This is a genomic window from Methylobacterium sp. Leaf85 (genome assembly GCF_001422125.1).
In the GTDB taxonomy this organism is placed as follows: Bacteria; Pseudomonadota; Alphaproteobacteria; order Rhizobiales; family Beijerinckiaceae; genus Methylobacterium; species Methylobacterium bullatum.
In genome coordinates this window covers 73,830-91,259 of record NZ_LMME01000034.1, presented here as the reverse complement: position 1 = coordinate 91,259, position 17,430 = coordinate 73,830, and the positions used below count along the sequence as shown (strand labels likewise).

Here is a 17,430-nt window from a genome sequence, read left to right as displayed (position 1 = left end):
CCGGGCGGGCCGAGGATCAGGCGGAGGCAGAATCGCCCTCGGCCGCATCGCGAAAGTACGGCTCCACCGGGCCCTTCAGCTTCACCGTCATCGGGTTGCCGGCGCGGTCGAGGGTCTTGCCGGCCGACAGGCGGACCCAGCCTTCGCTGACGCAGTATTCCTCGACATTGGTCTTTTCGACGCCCTTGAAGCGGATGCCGATGCCGCGTTCCAGGATGGCCTCGTTGTAGAACGGGCTGGTCGGGTTCACCGCGAGGCGGTCGGGAGGCGTGTCGGACATCGGCGTTGCCTTGGGAATCGATGATCGGAGTCGAGCGATCGTTGACGCGTCGGGACGAAGGGTCCGGGTAAGCGATTCACGCCCCGCCCGCAACGCCGCCGGCCCTGGCCGCCCGTGCCGCCGCGATGAGATCGTCGATACGGTCGCTCTGAAGCAGGGGCACCAGAGCGTGCACCGCCTCGGGGGGCAGGTCCCACCACGCCGTCTCCAGCAGGGCCGCCACATGCTCCGGATCGAAGCGGTGGCGGATCACCCGCGCGGGGTTGCCGGCGACGATCGCGTAGGGCGGCACGTCCCGGCTGACGACGGCATGGGCCCCCACCACGGCGCCGTGCCCGATGGTGACGCCGGACAGGATCATGCAGCCTGAGCCGAGCCAGACGTCGCTGCCGATGGTCACGTCGCCGCGCGAGGCATGATAATCGGCCGGCGCCTCCACCCCCGGCCAGAGTCCCCCCATGGCCGCGAAGGGATAGGTGGTCACCCAGTCGAGGCGGTGGCCGCCGCCGAGGAGGATCTCGACCCTGTCGGCGATGGAACAATACCGGCCGATCGTAAGGTGCCGCCCAGCTTCCGGGAACCGCACTTTCGGACGGCCATAGGAGTACGAGCCGATGGAGAAACCATGGGTTTTCACCATTTTGGCGAGGTGCAGGCGGGTTTCGTTGTGCGGGTTGCGCCCACTCCGCAAGCGGTGCAACAGAGTTTTCAATCAATGCATCCCGAAGACCGGCGGGAAAGCTCCGCGGCGCCGTCAGAGCCCGCGATGAAGGGAGTGAGGCTCATGGGCGACAACATGTCCGACGATCTCAAATCCGGAGCCCTCGTCTACCACCGCCTACCCCGGCCCGGAAAGCTCGAGATCCAGGCGACGAAGCCGTTGGGGAACCAGCGCGACCTGGCGCTGGCCTATTCCCCCGGCGTCGCCGCGGCCTGCATGGCGATCTACGACGACCCGCAGGAGGCCGCCACACTCACCATCCGCCAGAACCTCGTGGCGGTGCTTACCAACGGCACCGCCGTGCTCGGTCTCGGCAATATCGGCCCCCTCGCCTCGAAGCCGGTGATGGAGGGCAAGGCGGTCCTGTTCAAGAAGTTCGCCGGGATCGACGTGTTCGACATCGAGGTGGACCAGAACGACGTCGGCAAGCTGGTGGACGTGGTCTGCTCCCTGGAGCCGACCTTCGGCGGCATCAATCTCGAGGACATCAAGGCACCCGAGTGCTTCGAGGTCGAGGAGCAGTGCCGGGCTCGGATGAACATCCCGGTCTTCCACGACGACCAGCACGGCACCGCGATCATCGTGGCGGCGGCCGTCCTCAACGCCCTGGAATTCGCCGGCAAGCAGCTCTCCGACGTCCGCATCGTCACCTCGGGCGCGGGCGCCGCGGCGCTCGCCTGCCTCAACCTGCTGGTGTCGCTCGGCGCCAGGGTCGAGAACATCACCGTCACCGACATCAAGGGCGTGGTCTACAAGGGCCGCGCCGAACTGATGGACCGCTGGAAGGACGTCTACGCCAAGGAGACCGAGGCCCGGACGCTGGCCGAGGTCATTCCGGGCGCCGACGTGTTCATCGGCCTCTCGGCCGGCGGCGTCCTGAAGCCGGAATACCTGGAGAAGATGGCCGAGAAGCCGCTGATCATGGCGCTCGCCAACCCCTATCCGGAGATCATGCCGGATCTGGCGCAGGCGAAGCGCCCCGACGCGATGATCTGTACCGGGCGCTCGGATTTCCCGAACCAGGTCAACAACGTCCTGTGCTTCCCCTACATCTTCCGCGGTGCCCTCGATGTCGGCGCCACGTCTATCAACGAGGAGATGAAGAAGGCCGCCGTGAAGGCGATCGCCGCGCTGGCCCGCGAGACTCCGTCCGACGTGGTCGCCCGCGCTTATGGCGGCGAGGCCCGGCCCTTCGGCCCGCATTCGCTGATTCCGAGCCCTTTCGATCCGCGCCTGATCCTGCGGATCGCCCCCGCCGTGGCGCAGGCCGCGATGGATTCGGGCGTCGCCGGCCGGCCGCTGGAGAACATCCAGGCCTACGCCGACAGTCTCGACCGCTTCGTCCATCGCTCCGGTTTCATCATGAAGCCGATCTTCACCAAGGCGAAGGAGAATCCCAAGCGCGTCCTCTACGCGGAGGGTGAGGACGAGCGCGTGCTGCGCGCCGCCCAGGCCATCGTCGAGGATCATGTGGCCCGACCCATCCTGGTGGGGCGCCCGCGGGTGATCGAGACCCGGATCAAGCGCTTCGGCCTGTCGATCCGGCAGGGCACGGATTTCGACCTGATCGATCCCGAGGACGATCCGCGCTACCGCGACTATGTCGCGACCTATCTCGAAGTTGCCGGGCGTCGCGGGATCACGCCGGATGCCGCGCGCACCCTGGTGCGCACCAACAACACGGTGATCGGCGCCATCGCCGTGCGCCGGGGCGAGGCGGACGCACTGATCTGCGGCCTGGAGGGCCGGTTCGAGACGCGCCTGCGGGTAATCCGCGACGTGATCGGCCTCGCGCCGGGCGTGCTCGATTTCGCCGCCATGAGCCTCATCGTCACCAAGGAAGGCGCCTACTTCCTCGCCGACACCCATGTCCGGCCCGATCCCAGCGCCGAGGAGATCGCCGACGTGGCGGTGGCCTGCGCCGGCCACGTGGCGCGCTTCGGCCTCACTCCCAAGATCGCCCTCCTCAGCCACTCGGATTTCGGCCAGTCCGATTCCCGCTCGGCCCAGAAGATGCGCGCGGCGCTGGGGCTGATCCAGGGTCGCCGGCCGGACCTCCAGGTGGATGGCGAGATGCAGGCCGACACCGCCCTGTCCGGCCTGATCCGCGACCGGGTGCTGCCGGGCTCGCCCCTCAAGGGCTCTGCCAACGTCCTGATCTTCCCCAATCTCGACGCGGCCAACATCGCCTTCCAGTTCTCCAAGGTCCTGGCCGACGCCCTGCCCGTGGGGCCGCTGCTGATCGGCCCGGCCCGGCCCGCCCACATCCTGTCGCCGTCGGTGACGGCGCGCGGCATCGTCAACGTCACCGCCGCGGCGGTGGTGGAGGCGCAGGCGGGCGCCGTCGAGCCGACGATCGCGTCGGTCGAGCCGGGTCTGACGCCCCTCTCCGAATAGGAAGAACAGGCGGGACGTCGCTCGTCCTCCGCGGCCGATACCATGAAAAAGGCCCCCGATTCCTCGGGGGCCTTTTTCGTTCGTGTGCCCGGAAGCGGTGGGATCGGACAAGGCGGTCGCCGTAGGCGGCCTGAGTCACGGCGCCGAATCGGCCGCCGAGGTGAGCAGGTAGACGATGACCAGGGTGGTGACGGCCCAGGAGACGAGGCCATGACAACCGCTGGTGCTGGCCAGCGGCTTGCCTGAGAGGCGCCCGGCGAGGAACCCGCCGGCGAGCGAGGCGACGATGCCGGAGACGACCCACCACAGGCCGGCGCCGGTGGACAGACTGGCGGCGGTCGGGGTGTCGTTGCCGGCGGGATCCAGGGTCGACAAGCCGATGCCGAGGCCGATCATGTTGAGGATCATCTGCGCTACGAGGGCCGCCACGGCGCCGGCGAAGATCGCGCCCCAGGAGACCTGATTGTACAGGGCCGGGCGGGCGTCGAGGTCCGGTGGCGTTGCGACGACAGGCTTCAGAGTGGGGGATTGAGCCAGGGAAGGAGATCCTGAAAACAGATGTGAAGGATGAGGATCACGCGCAAGGACACCGTCGCCCCGGCAGAATTTTGCGGGGAGCGTGAAGTCGTTCGTGTCTTCGATATCCAGGGACGCGTTCCAGCTTCCCCGACACGCTCGGGGAGGCTGGAAATCAGCGCCGGTCCACGTGCGTCGTCGGGGAATGTTCGCTCCGCCTGACGGAAATCCATCCGCCCATCATCCCGTCGGTCCTCGCCTACCGGCGAGCGGATCGTGTCGGGATTTCCCTTGAGATCCGGCGCGTGAAAACTGGCCACTGGATTGCATACAGGATTCGGATCAAGGGCCGGTCGGGAGATTCCAATGTGCCGTGGTGACGATCCGAACTGCACCCATTTCGCCGAGCATCGCCGCCGTTTCCTCGGCGACCTCGCGCCCGAGCGGCGGGCCTTCCTCAAGAGCGGCTTCGTCGCCACCGGGGGCGCGGCGGCGATGGCGGCCGGCGGCCTGTCCCTCGTCGGCCCCGCGCTGGCGCAGACGAGCGCCAAGGGCATCCGGCAGACGGCGCATTATCATCTGCCGGCCACCGCCGAGACCGTCCATTGGGGCTATTTCTCGAAACTGCTGAAGCCCCAGGTCGAGATCGCGTCCGGCGACTACGTCACCATCGAGACCCTGACCCACCACGCCAACGACGATGCCGAGCGCATGGTGACGGGCGATCCCGGCGCCGAGAGCGTGTTCCTCTGGACCAAGGACAAGAAGGGTGTGGCCCGCCGCGGCGCCGGGCCGGAGACCGGCCCCCTCGGACCGGGCGGGGGGCTCGGCGTCCACATCTGTACCGGCCCGGTGGCGATCCGCGGCGCGGAGCCCGGCGACGTGCTGGAGGTGCGCATCCTCGATGTGGCGCCCCGCCCCTGCGCCAACCCCGCCTTCAAGGGCCGCAGCTTCGGCAGCAACGCCGCCGCCTGGTGGGGCTACCACTACAAGGACATGATCACCGGCGACCGGGCGCGCGAGGTCATCACCATCTATGAAGTCGATGCGAGCGGCGCCCGCGACTGGGCGAAGGCGGTGTACAATTTCCGCTGGCCGGGGGTCACCGATCCGTTCGGCGTGGCGCATCCCACCATCGATTATCCGGGCATTCCCGTCGACCACACCAAGACGCAGCGCAATTTCGACGTGCTCAAGGGGGTGCGGGTGCCGATCCGCCCGCATTTCGGCACCATGGGCCTCGCGCCGAAGGAGGCCGACATGGTGAACTCGATTCCCCCGAGTTACACCGGCGGCAACATCGACAACTGGCGCATCGGCAAGGGCGCGACGATGTACTATCCGGTCGCGGTGCCGGGCGCCCTGTTCTCGGTGGGCGATCCGCATGCCAGCCAGGGCGATTCCGAACTCTGCGGCACCGCCATCGAGTGCTCGCTCACCGGCACCTTCCAGTTCGTCCTGCACAAGAAGGCGGATCTCGCCGGCACGGCCCTTGAGACCCTCGATTTCCCGATGATCGAGACGTCCGAGGATTGGGTGCTCTCGGGCTTCAGCTACCCGAACTACCTCGCCGATCTCGGCCCCGACGCGCAGAACGAGATCTTCTCCAAATCCTCCATCGACCTCGCCATGCGCGATGCTTTCCGCAAGATGCGGTCCTTCCTGATGCAGGCGAAGGGGCTGACGGAGGACGAGGCGATCTCGCTGATGTCCATCGCCGTCGATTTCGGCATTACCCAGGTGGTGGACGGCAATTGGGGCGTCCACGCCATCGTCAAGAAAGCGATCTTCGCGGACAGGCCGGCGTGACGCGCCGCGTCGTCGATCAGCCGATGAGGTGCCGTCGCAGCATGAAGAGATAGAAGACCTCGGCGGCGATCAGGATGGCTCCGACCGTCGCCATGTTTCGGGCGACAGCGGACCCGTCGTCGCCGGGGCCATGGCTGACGGCCACCGTCGCCATGACGATCAGGCCGATCGCCGGGATGAATCCGAGCGCGATCCATGTGGGCGCGTACCATGTCGGCTGCCCGTTCAGGCCCCATTGCATCGGAAGCCGGTCGAGATCACCCACCCAAGAGCCCGCAAGGGCCGACAGGCATGAAAGAATGACGAGAGTCAGGACGGCGAAGACGTAGACGGTCGGCATCGACAATCCTCCGAACGGCCGAGGCTATGACCCCGCGACGCTATCAGGCGGTATCGATCCGCCCTTCCAGACCCAGCACCCGGCCGAGGCCGCGGACGCGGTTGAGGAGGCGATCGCCCGGCAGCGCGGCCAAATTCGAAGGCAGGGTCAGGGTCACCCGTCGATCCGCGACGAGGAGGGGCATGCGGGCCAGCGCCCCCTCCATTCCCGCCGAGATCGGGAAGGCGACACGCAGGAGGGCGCCGAGGAGGCGGGCCCGTTCGAACAGGCGCGGCCCGGCGAGACTGCGCAGCATCGGACTGGCCTTGTCCGCCGCGACGCCCTCGTGGCGGAAATAGACCGCCAGGGCGAGATAGGCCCGTCCGGGGTGGTCGATCCCGACGAAGGCGGCATGCGTGATGACGTTGATGCTCTGTTCACCCCGGTAATCGGGATGCGCGCGCCAGCCGATATCCGAGAGGAGACAGGCGGCGTGCCGCAGGCGGCGCTCGTCGGCCGTCTCCGGCCCGTCGAGGGTGGCGACGAACCGGTCGGTCCAGGCGATGAGGTCGCTGCCGTGGCCCGGTGAGCGGGCGCGGAGCCGGTTCAGTTCCGCCGCCGCCGCGAGGAGCGGGTCGGTGAGGCGGGTGTCGCGGTCGAGCTGCTCGTAGAGCAGCCCCTCGCGCACCCCGGAGGCCGAGATGGCGAGCTCGCGGGGGCGGCCGACGCGGATGATCTCCTCCAGCACCACGGCGCCATAGGCGAGGAGGGGCCGGCGCGCCTCCGAGACGGCCTCCACGTCCTGCAGCAGGGCGGCGTCGGTGCGCTCCACCACTTCGAGGAAGCTGAGTTCGTCGGAAGGCTCGATGCTGTAGCCGTGCATGACGTGGAGCGGGTAGCCCCGCGCGGCCTGATGCAGGCGGGCGAGCGCCCGCCAGGTGCCGCCCACCGCGTAGAAGCTGCGCCCGCGCAGGGTCTCCAGCTGGGGGGCCGCCTTCGCGAGGTTCTCGCGGGCGATCTTGAGGGCCTTCTTCACCGACCCGCCGGAGAGATCCTGGAGGGCGAGACCGCCGAGCGGCATCGTCACCCCCTGCCCCACCGTGGCGCCGCGCACGTCCACCAGTTCGAGGGAGCCGCCGCCGAGATCACCGACGCCCCCATCCGGCGTATGGAAACCGGAGATCACACCGAGGGCGGAGAGCTCCGCTTCCCGCCGCCCCGACAGGAGCTCGATCCGGTGGCCGCAGGCGGCCTCCGCCGCGGCGAGGAATTCCGGGCCGTTCTGCGCGTCGCGCGCGGCGGCCGTGGCCAGCACGAAGACGCGGCCGACGCGCATGGTCTCGCAGAGGATGCGGAAGCGCGCCAGCGCGCTGAGGGCGCGCCGAACCGCCTCCTCGTTGAGCCGGCCCGTGCTGAACACGTTACGGCCGAGGCCACACAGGACCTTCTCGTTGTAGAGCGGCGTCGGCGCGCGGTTCAGGCCGTCATAGGCCACGAGACGCACGGAATTCGAGCCGATGTCGATGATCGCTACCGGTTCCACGCGATCCTGCACGCCGGGATCCCCCTGAGTCGTGAAGCCCGTACCTGTCATGCCGTCACGAGGAAGTCCCACGACCAGCTCCTGCCGGTATCGTCCGCTCAAGGACGCTGGGCTCTACGGCTCAGCGCGCGCGGACTCGACTTCTTCGAGGACTTGCCCCGGCCGGACAGGCTCGGGTTCGTCATGAAGTACTTGTGCGCGTTGAACGGCTCCTCGCCCTCGGAGGGCTGGACACGTTCACTCGCGCCAGACGCCAGTACACGCCAGCTCTGCTGGTTGTCGAGGAGATTGGCGAGCATGATCTGGTCCAGCACCTGCTGATGCACGGTTTGGTTAGTGATCGGCAACAGCGCCTCCACGCGCCGTTCGAGGTTGCGGGTCATCAGGTCGGCCGACGAGATCGACACCGTCGCCTTCGGGTGCGGCAAGCCGAACCCGTTGCCGAAGGCGTAGATCCGCTCGTGTTCGAGGAAGCGCCCGACGATGGATTTCACCCGGATCGTATCCGACAGGCCGGGAATGCCCGGCCTGAGGCAGCAGATGCCGCGCACGATGCAGTCGATCTGCACCCCGGCCTGGGACGCGTCGTAGAGCGCGTCGATGATCTGCCCGTCCACCAGGGAGTTGCACTTGATCCAGATCGCCGCCGGCCGCCCGGCTTTGGCATGGGCCACTTCCGCCGCGATGTTTTCCAAGAGCCGGGGCTTGAGGGTCAGCGGCGAGACCGCCATGCGCTCGAGTTCGGCCGGTTCGGCATAGCCGGTGATGTAGTTGAACATGCGGCTGACGTCGCGGGCCACCGCCGGGTCGGCGGTGAAGAACGACAGGTCGGTGTACACCCGCGCCGTGATCGGGTGATAGTTGCCGGTGCCCACATGGCAGTAGCTCACGAGCTTGTCGCCCTCGCGCCGCACCACCATCGACAGCTTGGCGTGGGTCTTCAGCTCGATGAAGCCGAACACCACCTGCGCGCCGGCCTTCTCCAGGTCGCGGGCCCAGCGGATATTGGCCTCCTCGTCGAAGCGCGCCTTCAACTCCACCAGCGCCGTCACGGACTTGCCGAGTTCGGCAGCCTCCGCCAGCGCCGCCACGATCGGCGAGTTCGAGGAGGTGCGGTAGAGCGTCTGCTTGATCGCCACCACGTTGGGGTCGCGGGCGGCCTGGGCCAGGAACTGCACCACCGCGTCGAAGGATTCGTAGGGGTGGTGGACGATGAAGTCCTTCTGCCGGATGGCGGCGAAGACGTCGCCGCCGCTCTCGCGGATGCGCTCGGGGAAGCGCGGGTTGTACGACTTGAACTTCAGGTCCGGCCGGTCGATCCCGACGATCTGTGACAATTCGTTGAGGGCGAGCATGCCCTCGACCACGAAGATCGCGTCGTAGCCGATCTCGAGCTCGTCGGCGACGAAGGCGCGCAGATCCTCCGGCATGCCGGCCTCGACTTCGAGCCTGATCACGACGCCGCGGCGGCGCTGCTTCAGGGCGCTCTCGAAATGCAGGACGAGGTCTTCGGCCTCCTCCTCGATCTCGAGGTCGGAATCGCGGATCACCCGGAACGCCCCCTGCCCTTTCACGAAGTAGCCCGGGAACAGGCGGCCGGTGAACAGGACAATGACCTGCTCGATGGCGATGAAGCGGGCGGTGGATTCCCCCGCGACCTCCGGCAGGCGCACGAAGCGGTCCAGGACGGCGGGCAGCCGGATCAGGGCGCGCAGGGTCCGCCCGTCGCGGGGGCGCACCATCATCAGGGCGATGCTGGAGCCGAGGTTCGACAGGAACGGAAACGGATGGGCCGGGTCGATGGCGAGCGGCGTCAGCACCGGGAAGACGTGGCTGAGGAAGTACTCCTCGAGCCAGGCCTTGTGATCGGGGGTGAGGTTGCCGGGCTCCACGAGGTCGACGCCGACACCGTGGAGGTCGTCACGCAATTCGCGCCAGCGCCGCTGCTGGTCGAGGGCGAGGCGCGAGACTTCGGAACCGATGCGGGTGAGCTGCTCGGACGGGCTGAGCCCGTCCTGCGACGGCTGGATCAGGCCGGCGCGGACCTGGTCGTGCAGGCCCGCCACGCGGACCATGAAGAACTCGTCGAGGTTGTTGGCCGAGATCGAGAGGAAGCGCAGCTGCTCCAGCAGCGGATGGCTGGCGTTGGAGGCCTCTTCCAGCACCCGGCGGTTGAACTGCAGCCAGGACAGTTCCCGGTTCACGAAGCGCTCGGGCGAATGGCGCAGGGCGCGGCCGGCGGCGAGCACGGTCTCCCGCGCCACGGGTTCGACTGTCGCTCGTTCTGTCGCCGTGTCGGCCATGATCGTCTCCGCCAGAATCGAGCCCGATTCCGTCTGTGCCTCGGGGGCCTCGTCGAACGAGGCCGATTCTGCCGGGAGAGGCGCTCCGGGGCCGGGCTTCGTCGTCCGTGTCCGAACGGTCGCGGGGCGAACCGGACCGGCCTCCGCCGGCCGGCGCCGGGCGGCGGGGCGTTTGGGCGCCAGGGATTCGGGTGCCGCGGGGCCGCGGCCGTCGTCACCGGAGCGGGGTTCGTCTGGCGAGGCGTCGGCCGCTGGAGCGATCTTCCGCTCCTCGACAGCCGTTCCCTCCATATCCGATCCCTTGATGTCCGACTCCTTGGCGATCGCGTCCGAATCCACTTCCGGCAACGGGTCTTCTCCTCACTCTGCTCGAACGAACGGCCTCGTAGCATGCGGCCGGGCCGTCGCGTCTGACAATTCCATGACAATCGGGATGGGCGGGCGATCAAGCCGGCGCGTCGTCGTCGTCGCCGGCCTCGTCGTCCGACACACCGAGCTCCGCCAGGACAGACATGGCCAGCGGCCTCGTGATGCGGCGGCCGCGCCTCAGGGCGTCGCGGTCGAGTTCGGCCACCACGGCCCTGGCCCTGGCGAGGGAGCGGTCGATCCGCAGGGCGATGGCCTCGACAACGCTGAGATCGACCACGAGCTGGCGGTCGACGAAGAGCTTGACCAGCACCGCCCGCATCAGCGCGTCGTCGGGGGGAAGGATGGTGGCGCCCGGTGCCAGCCTCAGGCGCGAGCGCAGATCGGCGGTGACGAGGCCGAGCGCCTCCACCGGTGCGGCCGCCGTGATGAGGATGGGGCTGCCGTTCTCGCGGGCGAGGTTGAGGAGGTGGAACAGGGCCGCTTCCTCGCGGCCCTCGGGGCGGTCGATATCTTCGATGACCAGGGCGCCGTTGGAGACGAGATGCGTGACCGAATCGGCGGTGACCTCGGAGGCCGGGACGGTCCAGGCATGGGAGCGCGTCGCCCAGATCGAGGCGAGGTGGCTCTTGCCGCTGCCCGACGGCCCGGTGATGAGGCAGACCGTATCGGGCCAGCGCGGCCAGGCCTCGATCAGCCCGTAGGCCGCCTCGTTGGCCGGCCCCACCAGGAAGTCCTCGCGGCCGTAGCGCGGGTCGAGGGGCAGGTCGAAGGCGAGCTGCTTCGGGGGCGCGGCCTCGCGCATCGGCGATCTCATCCCTCGCGCTTCTGAATCAGGATCGGTTCTTCGGCATAGTAGAGCGGACTCTGGAGATAACGCGAGATCGCGAAGCGCACGATGACGCCGATGGAGGCCGCGACGGGGACGGCCAGCAGCAGGCCGAGGAACCCGAACAGCGAGCCGAAGGCCAGGAGCGCGAACATCAGCCAGACCGGGTGCAGGCCGACCGAGTCACCGACGAGCTTGGGCGAGATGACGTTGCCCTCGAAAAACTGGCCGACCACGAACACGGCGACGGTCAGTCCGATATGGAGCCAGTCGGAGGTCGGCCAGAACTGGACCAGGGCGACGCCCACCGAGAGCAGGAACCCGACGAGGGTGCCGACATAGGGGATGAAGGTGAGGAAACCGGCGATCATCCCGATCAGCACGCCGAAATTCACGCCCACGAAGAACAGGCCGACGGCATAGAACGTCCCCAGGATCAGGCAGACCAGGGTCTGCCCCCGCACGAAGCCGATGATCGCCCGGTCGATCTCGCCGGCCAGACGCCGCACGGTGGTGCGGTGGCGCGGAGGGGTCCAGCCGTCGACGGTGGCGACCATCCGGTCCCAGTCGACGAGGAGGTAGAAGGCCACGACGGGGGTCACGACGAGGAGCGAGGCGATGGAGACAAGCGCCTGGCTGCCCGACCACAGCGATTTGAGGAAGGCCAGGAACCACGTGCCGCCCTGCCCCACCAGGGCTCCGACGGAGGATTGCAGGTCGTTGAGAACGTCCGCCCCGCCGACCCGTGTGAGGATCGGCCCGACCCGCTCGACGATGATGCCCTGAAGCCGTGAAACCATGCCGGGCAGGGTCGTCACGAGCGCCGAGATCTGATTGGCCGCCAGGGGCACCACGATCAGCAGGATCACCACGAGCCCGACGACGAACATCGCGAGGATCAGGAGCGAGGCGGAGAGCCGCCCGAGACCCCAGCGCTGGAGCCTGTCGGCCATGGGGTCGAGAAGATAGGCGAGGGCCAGACCCGCCACGAAAGGCAACATCACGCCCGAGAGCAGGTAGAGCAGCAGCGCGACGACGCCGAGGCCCACCAGTCCGATCACCGCCCTGCCGCGCATCGGCCCTCCTCCGTCTCGCCCGTCGCCCGCGCACAAGAGTGGGAAGGCGGTGCGGCGGGGTCAAGGCTCGCCCGCGAAGGCCCCGCACGGCCCGCGGCAGGGGAACGAGCGTGAACGACTTTCATCCTCGGGAAAGCGGATTTTTAACGAGCTAGACTGTACTGTCCCTCAACGGCGGGGGAATAAAATGAGTCTATCGCACAGGTTTATTGGTCTGATCACGGCTATGCTGGTATCCAGCTTGCTGCTGGCCGGGTCCATCATTCTCTATGGACGGGCTGTCGACCAAGTGAGCGCGGCTTACGCGACCCGCCAGCAATCGATCCTCCTCGCCGACGAGATCCGGCAGTCTTCGGACGATCTCACCCGGCTCGGCCGCACCTACGTCGTCACCGGCCAAGCGTCGTACAAGCAGCAATATTTGGACATCCTCGACATACGCTCCGGCCGCAAGCCGCGCCCGGAGGAGTATCATCGCATCTACTGGGATTTCGTCGCGGCCGGCGTGGCGAAGCCGCGCCCCGACGGCGAGACCGTGTCGGTGCACGACCTGATGAAGCGGCTCGGCTTCAGCCGGCAGGAAACCGACATGCTGGCGGAATCGGTCCGAAATTCCGACGGGCTGGTTCATCTCGAGGTCGAGGCGATGAATCTCGTCGAGGGCAAGGACAAGGATGGCCAGCCCCTGGCACAACCGAACCCCGCCCGAGACCGCGATCGGGCGATCGGGCTCGTCCATTCGGAGGCCTATCACGGTTTCAAGGCGCAGATCATGAAGCCGCTCGACGCGTTCTACGGGCTGATGCAGTCCCGCACCGACGCGGCCGTCGCGGCGGACGAAGCCCAGGCACACTTCTATTTCGCCGTCGTCGTCGGCACGCTGGTCGCCACCGTCGCCACGTTCCTGGCCCTCGGCTGGTTCGCCCACGAGGCGCTGGTCCGCGGCTACGGCGCGGTCGGCCTGGCCATGGGGCGGATCGCTGAGGGCGATTACGCCGCCGCGGTGCCCTGCCTGGACCGCCGGGACGAGGTCGGCAGCCTCGCCCGGGGCCTCGAAGCGTTCAAGGCCAACCTCGCCCGGGACGTGGCGGAGCGTCATGCCGGGGAAACCCGACAGCGCGAGATCGCGCGCCGGGCTCAGACCGAAACCCTGGCGCAGGCCTTCGAAGCGGCTTTCGGCGGCATCGTCCGCGCCGTGGCGACCTCGGTGGGCGAACTGCAGGACACCGCGCAGGCGATGTCGCAGATGGCCGGCGACACCGCCGACCGTTCCGGCGCGGTGATCCGTGCCGCGGAGGAGGCCTCGGCCAACGTCGCCGCCGTAGCGGCGGCGGCGGAGCAACTCAGTGCCTCGGTGTCGGAGGTCGGCCGTCAGGTCGACAGTTCGGCGGCGCTGACGCAGGCGAGCGCGACGGAGGCCGGGCGCACCGCCGGGCTGGTCCAGGATCTGAGCCGGGCGGCGACCCGCGTCGGCGACGTGGTGGCGATGATCAACGGCATCGCCAGCCAGACCAACCTGCTCGCCCTCAACGCCACCATCGAGGCCGCGCGTGCCGGCGAAGCGGGACGCGGCTTCGCGGTGGTGGCGGCCGAGGTCAAGGAACTCGCCACCCAGACCGCCAGGGCCACCGACGAGATCGCCTCCCAGATCGGCGACATCCAGTCGGTCACCCGGGAGGCGGTCACGGCGATCGGCGCCATCGCCGGGCGCATCGACGACTTGAGCGGGATCTCGGGCGCGATCGCGGCCGCGGTGGAGGAACAGGGGGCAGCGACCCGGGAGATCGTTCGCAACATCCACCAGACCGCCGATGGCACCGGTCTGGTCACGTCTCATATCGGCGGCGTCGCCGACGCGGCGCAGAGGGCCGGCGGAGCGGCCGAGAGGGTGCTTTCCGTCGCCTCCTCGGTCTCGCACGATGCCGACCATCTCGATGCCGAAGTCACCCGTTTTCTGGCGCAGCTTCGCGCCGCCTGAGGACGATGCTCCGATCCGCGCAAGGCGTCGCCTGTCCGGTTCATCGAAGCGGGCGCGGGGATCGGCGAGCCCGGTGCGGCCCTCGTCGAACGGTTGAGGCGATCGAAATCTGCTTCCGCGCCCGGCACCGGGCGCCGAACTCGTCCGCGACGACTCGCCGAGACCGCCGCGACCCGTTAGAGCAGCCGGGACAGGACGTTGAGACGAGGTGCCGATGACGGCCGAGAGCAAGAACGGCGAGAGCCGGAACGGAATGACCTACGCGGATGCGGGCGTCGATATCGATGCGGGCAACGCCATGGTCGAGACGATCAAGCCGCTGGTGCGCTCCACCCGCCGGCCCGGCGCGGATGCCGAGATCGGCGGGTTCGGCGGGTTGTTCGACCTGAAGGCCGCCGGCTTCTCCGACCCGATCCTGGTGGCGGCCAATGACGGCGTCGGCACCAAGGTGAAGATCGCCATCGAGACCGGCCGCCACGATACGATCGGCGTCGATCTCGTGGCGATGTGCGTGAACGACATCATCGTCCAGGGCGCCGAGCCGCTGTTCTTCCTCGATTATTACGCCACCGGAAAACTGGTGCCGGGTGTCGGCACCGACATCGTGCGCGGGATCGCGGCGGGCTGCCGGATCGCGGGCTGCGCGCTCATCGGTGGCGAGACCGCCGAAATGCCGGGCCTCTACGACGGGTCGGATTATGACCTCGCGGGCTTCAGCGTCGGCGCCGCCGAGCGTGGCAAGCTCCTGCCACGCCCCGGCATCGCGCCCGGAGACGTCGTCCTCGGGCTGCCCTCATCCGGGGTGCATTCCAACGGCTTCTCGCTTGTCCGCCGGATCGTCGAGGCAAGCGGCCTCTCCTACGACGACCCGGCCCCGTTCGAGCCGTCGCGCTCGCTGGGCGACGCTCTCCTCGAGCCGACCCGGATCTATGTGAAGCCGCTGCTGGCCGCCCTGAAGGCAACGGACGGGATCAAGGCGCTCGCCCACATCACCGGCGGCGGCTTTCCCGACAACCTGCCCCGCGTCCTGCCCGACGGTGTCGGCATCAGCATAGACCTCGACGCGATCATTCCGCCGCCCGTCTTCGGATGGATCTCGAAGGTCGGTGGGGTCGCGGAATCCGAAATGCTGCGCACCTTCAATTGCGGTATCGGCATGGTGGCGGTGGTCTCGCCGGAGAGCGTGTCGGCGGTGACCCGGGCGCTCGACACCGCAGGCGCCTCGCCGATCCGCCTCGGGCTCATCACCGAGCGCGGACCCGATCCGGTGACCTTCCAGGGCAAGCTCGCCCTGTGATGGCTCCCCGACCCAAGATGCGGGTCGCGATCCTGATCTCGGGACGCGGCTCGAACATGGTCTCGCTGATCGAGGCCGCGAAGGCCCCGGATTATCCGGCCGAGATCGTCCTCGTCGCCTCCAACCGGCCGGAGGCGGGCGGGCTCGCCCATGCGGCGAGCGCCGGGATCGCCACGACGGCGCTCGATCACCGCGCCTATCCCGACCGGGCGAGCTTCGATGCCGCCCTGAACGCGGAACTCGAAGCGGCCGGGATCGAGCTCGTCGCGCTGGCCGGCTTCATGCGGATTCTCTCCGCGGGCTTCGTCGAGGCGTGGGCCGGGCGGATGATCAACATCCATCCTTCGCTGCTGCCGCTGTTTCGCGGCGTCCATACCCACGAGCAGGCCCTGGCGGCGGGCGTGCGCCTGCACGGCTGCACGGTGCATTACGTGGTGCCGGAACTCGATGCCGGGCCGATCGTGGCCCAGGCCGCCGTCCCGGTCCTGCCGGGCGACGATGCCGACAGTCTCGCCGCGCGCATTCTCGTGGAGGAACACCTCCTCTACCCGCGTGCCCTGGCGCTGATCGCCGGCGGACGGGCAAGGCTGGAGAGTGGCCGCGTGGTGTTCGCCGGAGACATCAGGCCGGCCCAGGGGGCCTTGCTCAGCCTGTCCGCGCAAGGCTGAGGCCCGAGCCGCCGATCCCGAGATATCGAGATCGGCGATGATGACGGCTTACGCCGGGCGCGGCAGCTGGCAGCTGTCGAGGGCCGACAGCGCCTTGGCGCGGGCGGAATCGTTGAAATAGCCGGTGGTGCGGTAGGATTCGAGCTCGGCCGGGTTGAGGCTCGCCAGGGTCTGCTTGGCGTAGCAGCCGCACGGGCGAGCGAGCGACGCCTCGGGGACGCTCTGCAGGCGGGACTGCGTCACCGTGCAGGCGTGGCGCACACGACCGGTGAGGTTGCCGGCGGAAGCCGTCTTCAGGGCCGGATCGGGCGTGTAGCCTTCGAGGGAAGCCGTGGGCGTCCCCTTGTTCGCGTTACACGCGGCGAGCAGGGAGATGAGGCCGGCGGCGAGCAGGATCCGGCCGGTGCGCGGAGCGATGGAGCGCATGGAATGTGGGGTCCGTGAAAGGGATTCGGTGAGGGAATTCCTTTCACGTTCACACGACTCGCGCGCAAGGGCGTTCGCGCCACACCCGGCATCGTTCCGCGCCACGCTCCCGGTTCACCGGACGACGATGCGATCACGAACCCGTTGGCGGCGCGAAAGCCGGTCGGGCTCAGCCGACGATGTCGGAATCCTGGAAGAACTGCGCGATCTCGATCTTCGCGTTCTCAGCGCTGTCCGAACCGTGCACGGTGTTCTCGCCGACCGACTCGGAGAAGGTCTTGCGGATGGTGCCCTCGTCGGCGTTGGCCGGGTTGGTGGCGCCCATCACGGTGCGGTAGGCGGCGACGGCGTTCTCGCCCTCGAGCACCTGCACGACCACGGGGCCCGAGGTCATGAAGGAGACGAGTTCACCAAAGAACGGGCGCTCCTTGTGGATCTCGTAGAACTTTTCGGCCTGGGCCTGGGTCATCTGGATGCGACGCTGGCCGACGATGCGCAGGCCCGCCTTCTCGATCACGGCATTCACGGCGCCGGTGAGGTTCCGCTTGGTCGCGTCGGGCTTCAGGATGGAGAAAGTGCGCTCGGTGGCCATGTTCAGTCCGGTTATGTTCGCTCAGCCGAAAACGGCTTCGGCGGCCGGCTTATAGCGGGCACGCCCCGTCCTCTCAACCCGAAGGACGAAGACGGCGCATCCACAGCGGAATTCCCTTGGCCATGGCTTCGGCGCAACAGTGCCGGAAATTCGCCCGATTGCTGGTGTCTTCTCACAGCAGAAGACGCCGGCCCGGACCGCTCTCGGCGTCCGGCGCGGCCACGACCAAGCTTTCGACCCCAGGCTCACGACCCTTCGCGACGCTCCCGCCGATGCGCCGCGGCCCTTCACAGGCACCAGGAGACCAAAA

Annotated in this window: 14 protein-coding genes and 1 pseudogene; 5 read left to right on the top strand and 10 right to left on the bottom strand. The window is 68.4% G+C overall.

What is annotated here, in order from left to right:
* Positions 1-16: 16 nt before the first annotated feature.
* A complete protein-coding gene (locus ASF08_RS21585; protein WP_018043507.1) occupies positions 17-280 on the bottom strand; it encodes a DUF3297 family protein in 264 nt (87 codons plus the stop codon).
* A 76-nt stretch (positions 281-356) separates the two neighbouring features.
* Positions 357-980 carry a CatB-related O-acetyltransferase gene (locus ASF08_RS21580; protein WP_026175878.1) on the bottom strand — a complete coding sequence of 208 codons (624 nt, stop codon included), beginning with the start codon at positions 978-980 and terminating at the stop codon, positions 357-359.
* Positions 981-1,064: 84 nt separating this feature from the next.
* On the opposite strand from ASF08_RS21580, the gene ASF08_RS21575 reads away from it, so the two are divergent.
* A complete protein-coding gene (locus tag ASF08_RS21575) occupies positions 1,065-3,398 on the top strand; it encodes an NADP-dependent malic enzyme (protein WP_018043505.1) in 2,334 nt (777 codons plus the stop codon).
* Between the two features lie 153 nt (positions 3,399-3,551).
* Here the strand turns inward: ASF08_RS21575 and ASF08_RS21570 are convergent.
* Positions 3,552-3,917, bottom strand: a pseudogene (locus ASF08_RS21570) (PhnA-like protein); the annotation flags it as partial.
* 363 nt (positions 3,918-4,280) lie between these two features.
* Here ASF08_RS21570 and ASF08_RS21565 point away from each other — a divergent pair.
* Positions 4,281-5,723: an acetamidase/formamidase family protein gene (locus ASF08_RS21565; protein WP_018043503.1), complete on the top strand. Its 1,443-nt coding sequence runs from the start codon at positions 4,281-4,283 to the stop codon at positions 5,721-5,723.
* 16 nt (positions 5,724-5,739) lie between these two features.
* Here the strand turns inward: ASF08_RS21565 and ASF08_RS21560 are convergent, their stop codons facing one another.
* The 5 genes from ASF08_RS21560 to ASF08_RS21540 all read right to left on the bottom strand — a co-directional run bounded on the left by ASF08_RS21560 (position 5,740) and on the right by ASF08_RS21540 (position 12,159).
* Positions 5,740-6,063 carry a hypothetical protein gene (locus tag ASF08_RS21560; protein WP_056149386.1) on the bottom strand — a complete coding sequence of 108 codons (324 nt, stop codon included), beginning with the start codon at positions 6,061-6,063 and terminating at the stop codon, positions 5,740-5,742.
* Between the two features lie 43 nt (positions 6,064-6,106).
* Positions 6,107-7,636 carry an exopolyphosphatase gene (gene ppx / locus ASF08_RS21555; RefSeq protein WP_056149384.1) on the bottom strand — a complete coding sequence of 510 codons (1,530 nt, stop codon included), beginning with the start codon at positions 7,634-7,636 and terminating at the stop codon, positions 6,107-6,109.
* 47 nt (positions 7,637-7,683) lie between these two features.
* Entirely contained in the window at positions 7,684-9,888 is a 2,205-nt protein-coding gene (locus ASF08_RS21550) for an RNA degradosome polyphosphate kinase (protein ID WP_238253948.1), read from the bottom strand.
* 445 nt (positions 9,889-10,333) lie between these two features.
* Complete coding sequence (locus tag ASF08_RS21545; protein WP_056149380.1) at positions 10,334-11,059, bottom strand: DnaA ATPase domain-containing protein; 726 nt, start codon at positions 11,057-11,059, stop codon at positions 10,334-10,336.
* Between the two features lie 8 nt (positions 11,060-11,067).
* Positions 11,068-12,159: an AI-2E family transporter gene (locus ASF08_RS21540; RefSeq protein ID WP_056149378.1), complete on the bottom strand. Its 1,092-nt coding sequence runs from the start codon at positions 12,157-12,159 to the stop codon at positions 11,068-11,070.
* A gap of 226 nt (positions 12,160-12,385) precedes the next feature.
* Here ASF08_RS21540 and ASF08_RS26065 point away from each other — a divergent pair, with 226 nt between their 5' ends.
* The 3 genes from ASF08_RS26065 (at position 12,386) to purN (ending at position 16,102) form a co-directional block, all read left to right on the top strand.
* Positions 12,386-14,137: a methyl-accepting chemotaxis protein gene (locus ASF08_RS26065; protein WP_056149375.1), complete on the top strand. Its 1,752-nt coding sequence runs from the start codon at positions 12,386-12,388 to the stop codon at positions 14,135-14,137.
* A 214-nt stretch (positions 14,138-14,351) separates the two neighbouring features.
* Positions 14,352-15,434 (top strand): phosphoribosylformylglycinamidine cyclo-ligase, encoded by a 1,083-nt coding sequence (gene purM / locus ASF08_RS21530; RefSeq protein ID WP_056149373.1) that lies wholly within the window; start codon positions 14,352-14,354, stop codon positions 15,432-15,434.
* Positions 15,434-16,102 (top strand): phosphoribosylglycinamide formyltransferase, encoded by a 669-nt coding sequence (gene purN, locus ASF08_RS21525; RefSeq protein ID WP_056149371.1) that lies wholly within the window; start codon positions 15,434-15,436, stop codon positions 16,100-16,102. Before purM ends, purN begins: the two co-directional genes overlap by 1 nt.
* A gap of 48 nt (positions 16,103-16,150) precedes the next feature.
* Here purN and ASF08_RS21520 read toward each other — a convergent pair whose 3' ends face one another.
* Both ASF08_RS21520 and ndk read right to left on the bottom strand, forming a co-directional pair.
* On the bottom strand, positions 16,151-16,528 hold the full coding sequence (locus ASF08_RS21520; RefSeq protein ID WP_018043494.1) for a hypothetical protein: 378 nt from the start codon (positions 16,526-16,528) through the stop codon (positions 16,151-16,153).
* Between the two features lie 169 nt (positions 16,529-16,697).
* Positions 16,698-17,120 (bottom strand): nucleoside-diphosphate kinase, encoded by a 423-nt coding sequence (gene ndk, locus ASF08_RS21515; RefSeq protein WP_018043493.1) that lies wholly within the window; start codon positions 17,118-17,120, stop codon positions 16,698-16,700.
* Positions 17,121-17,430 lie beyond the last annotated feature (310 nt).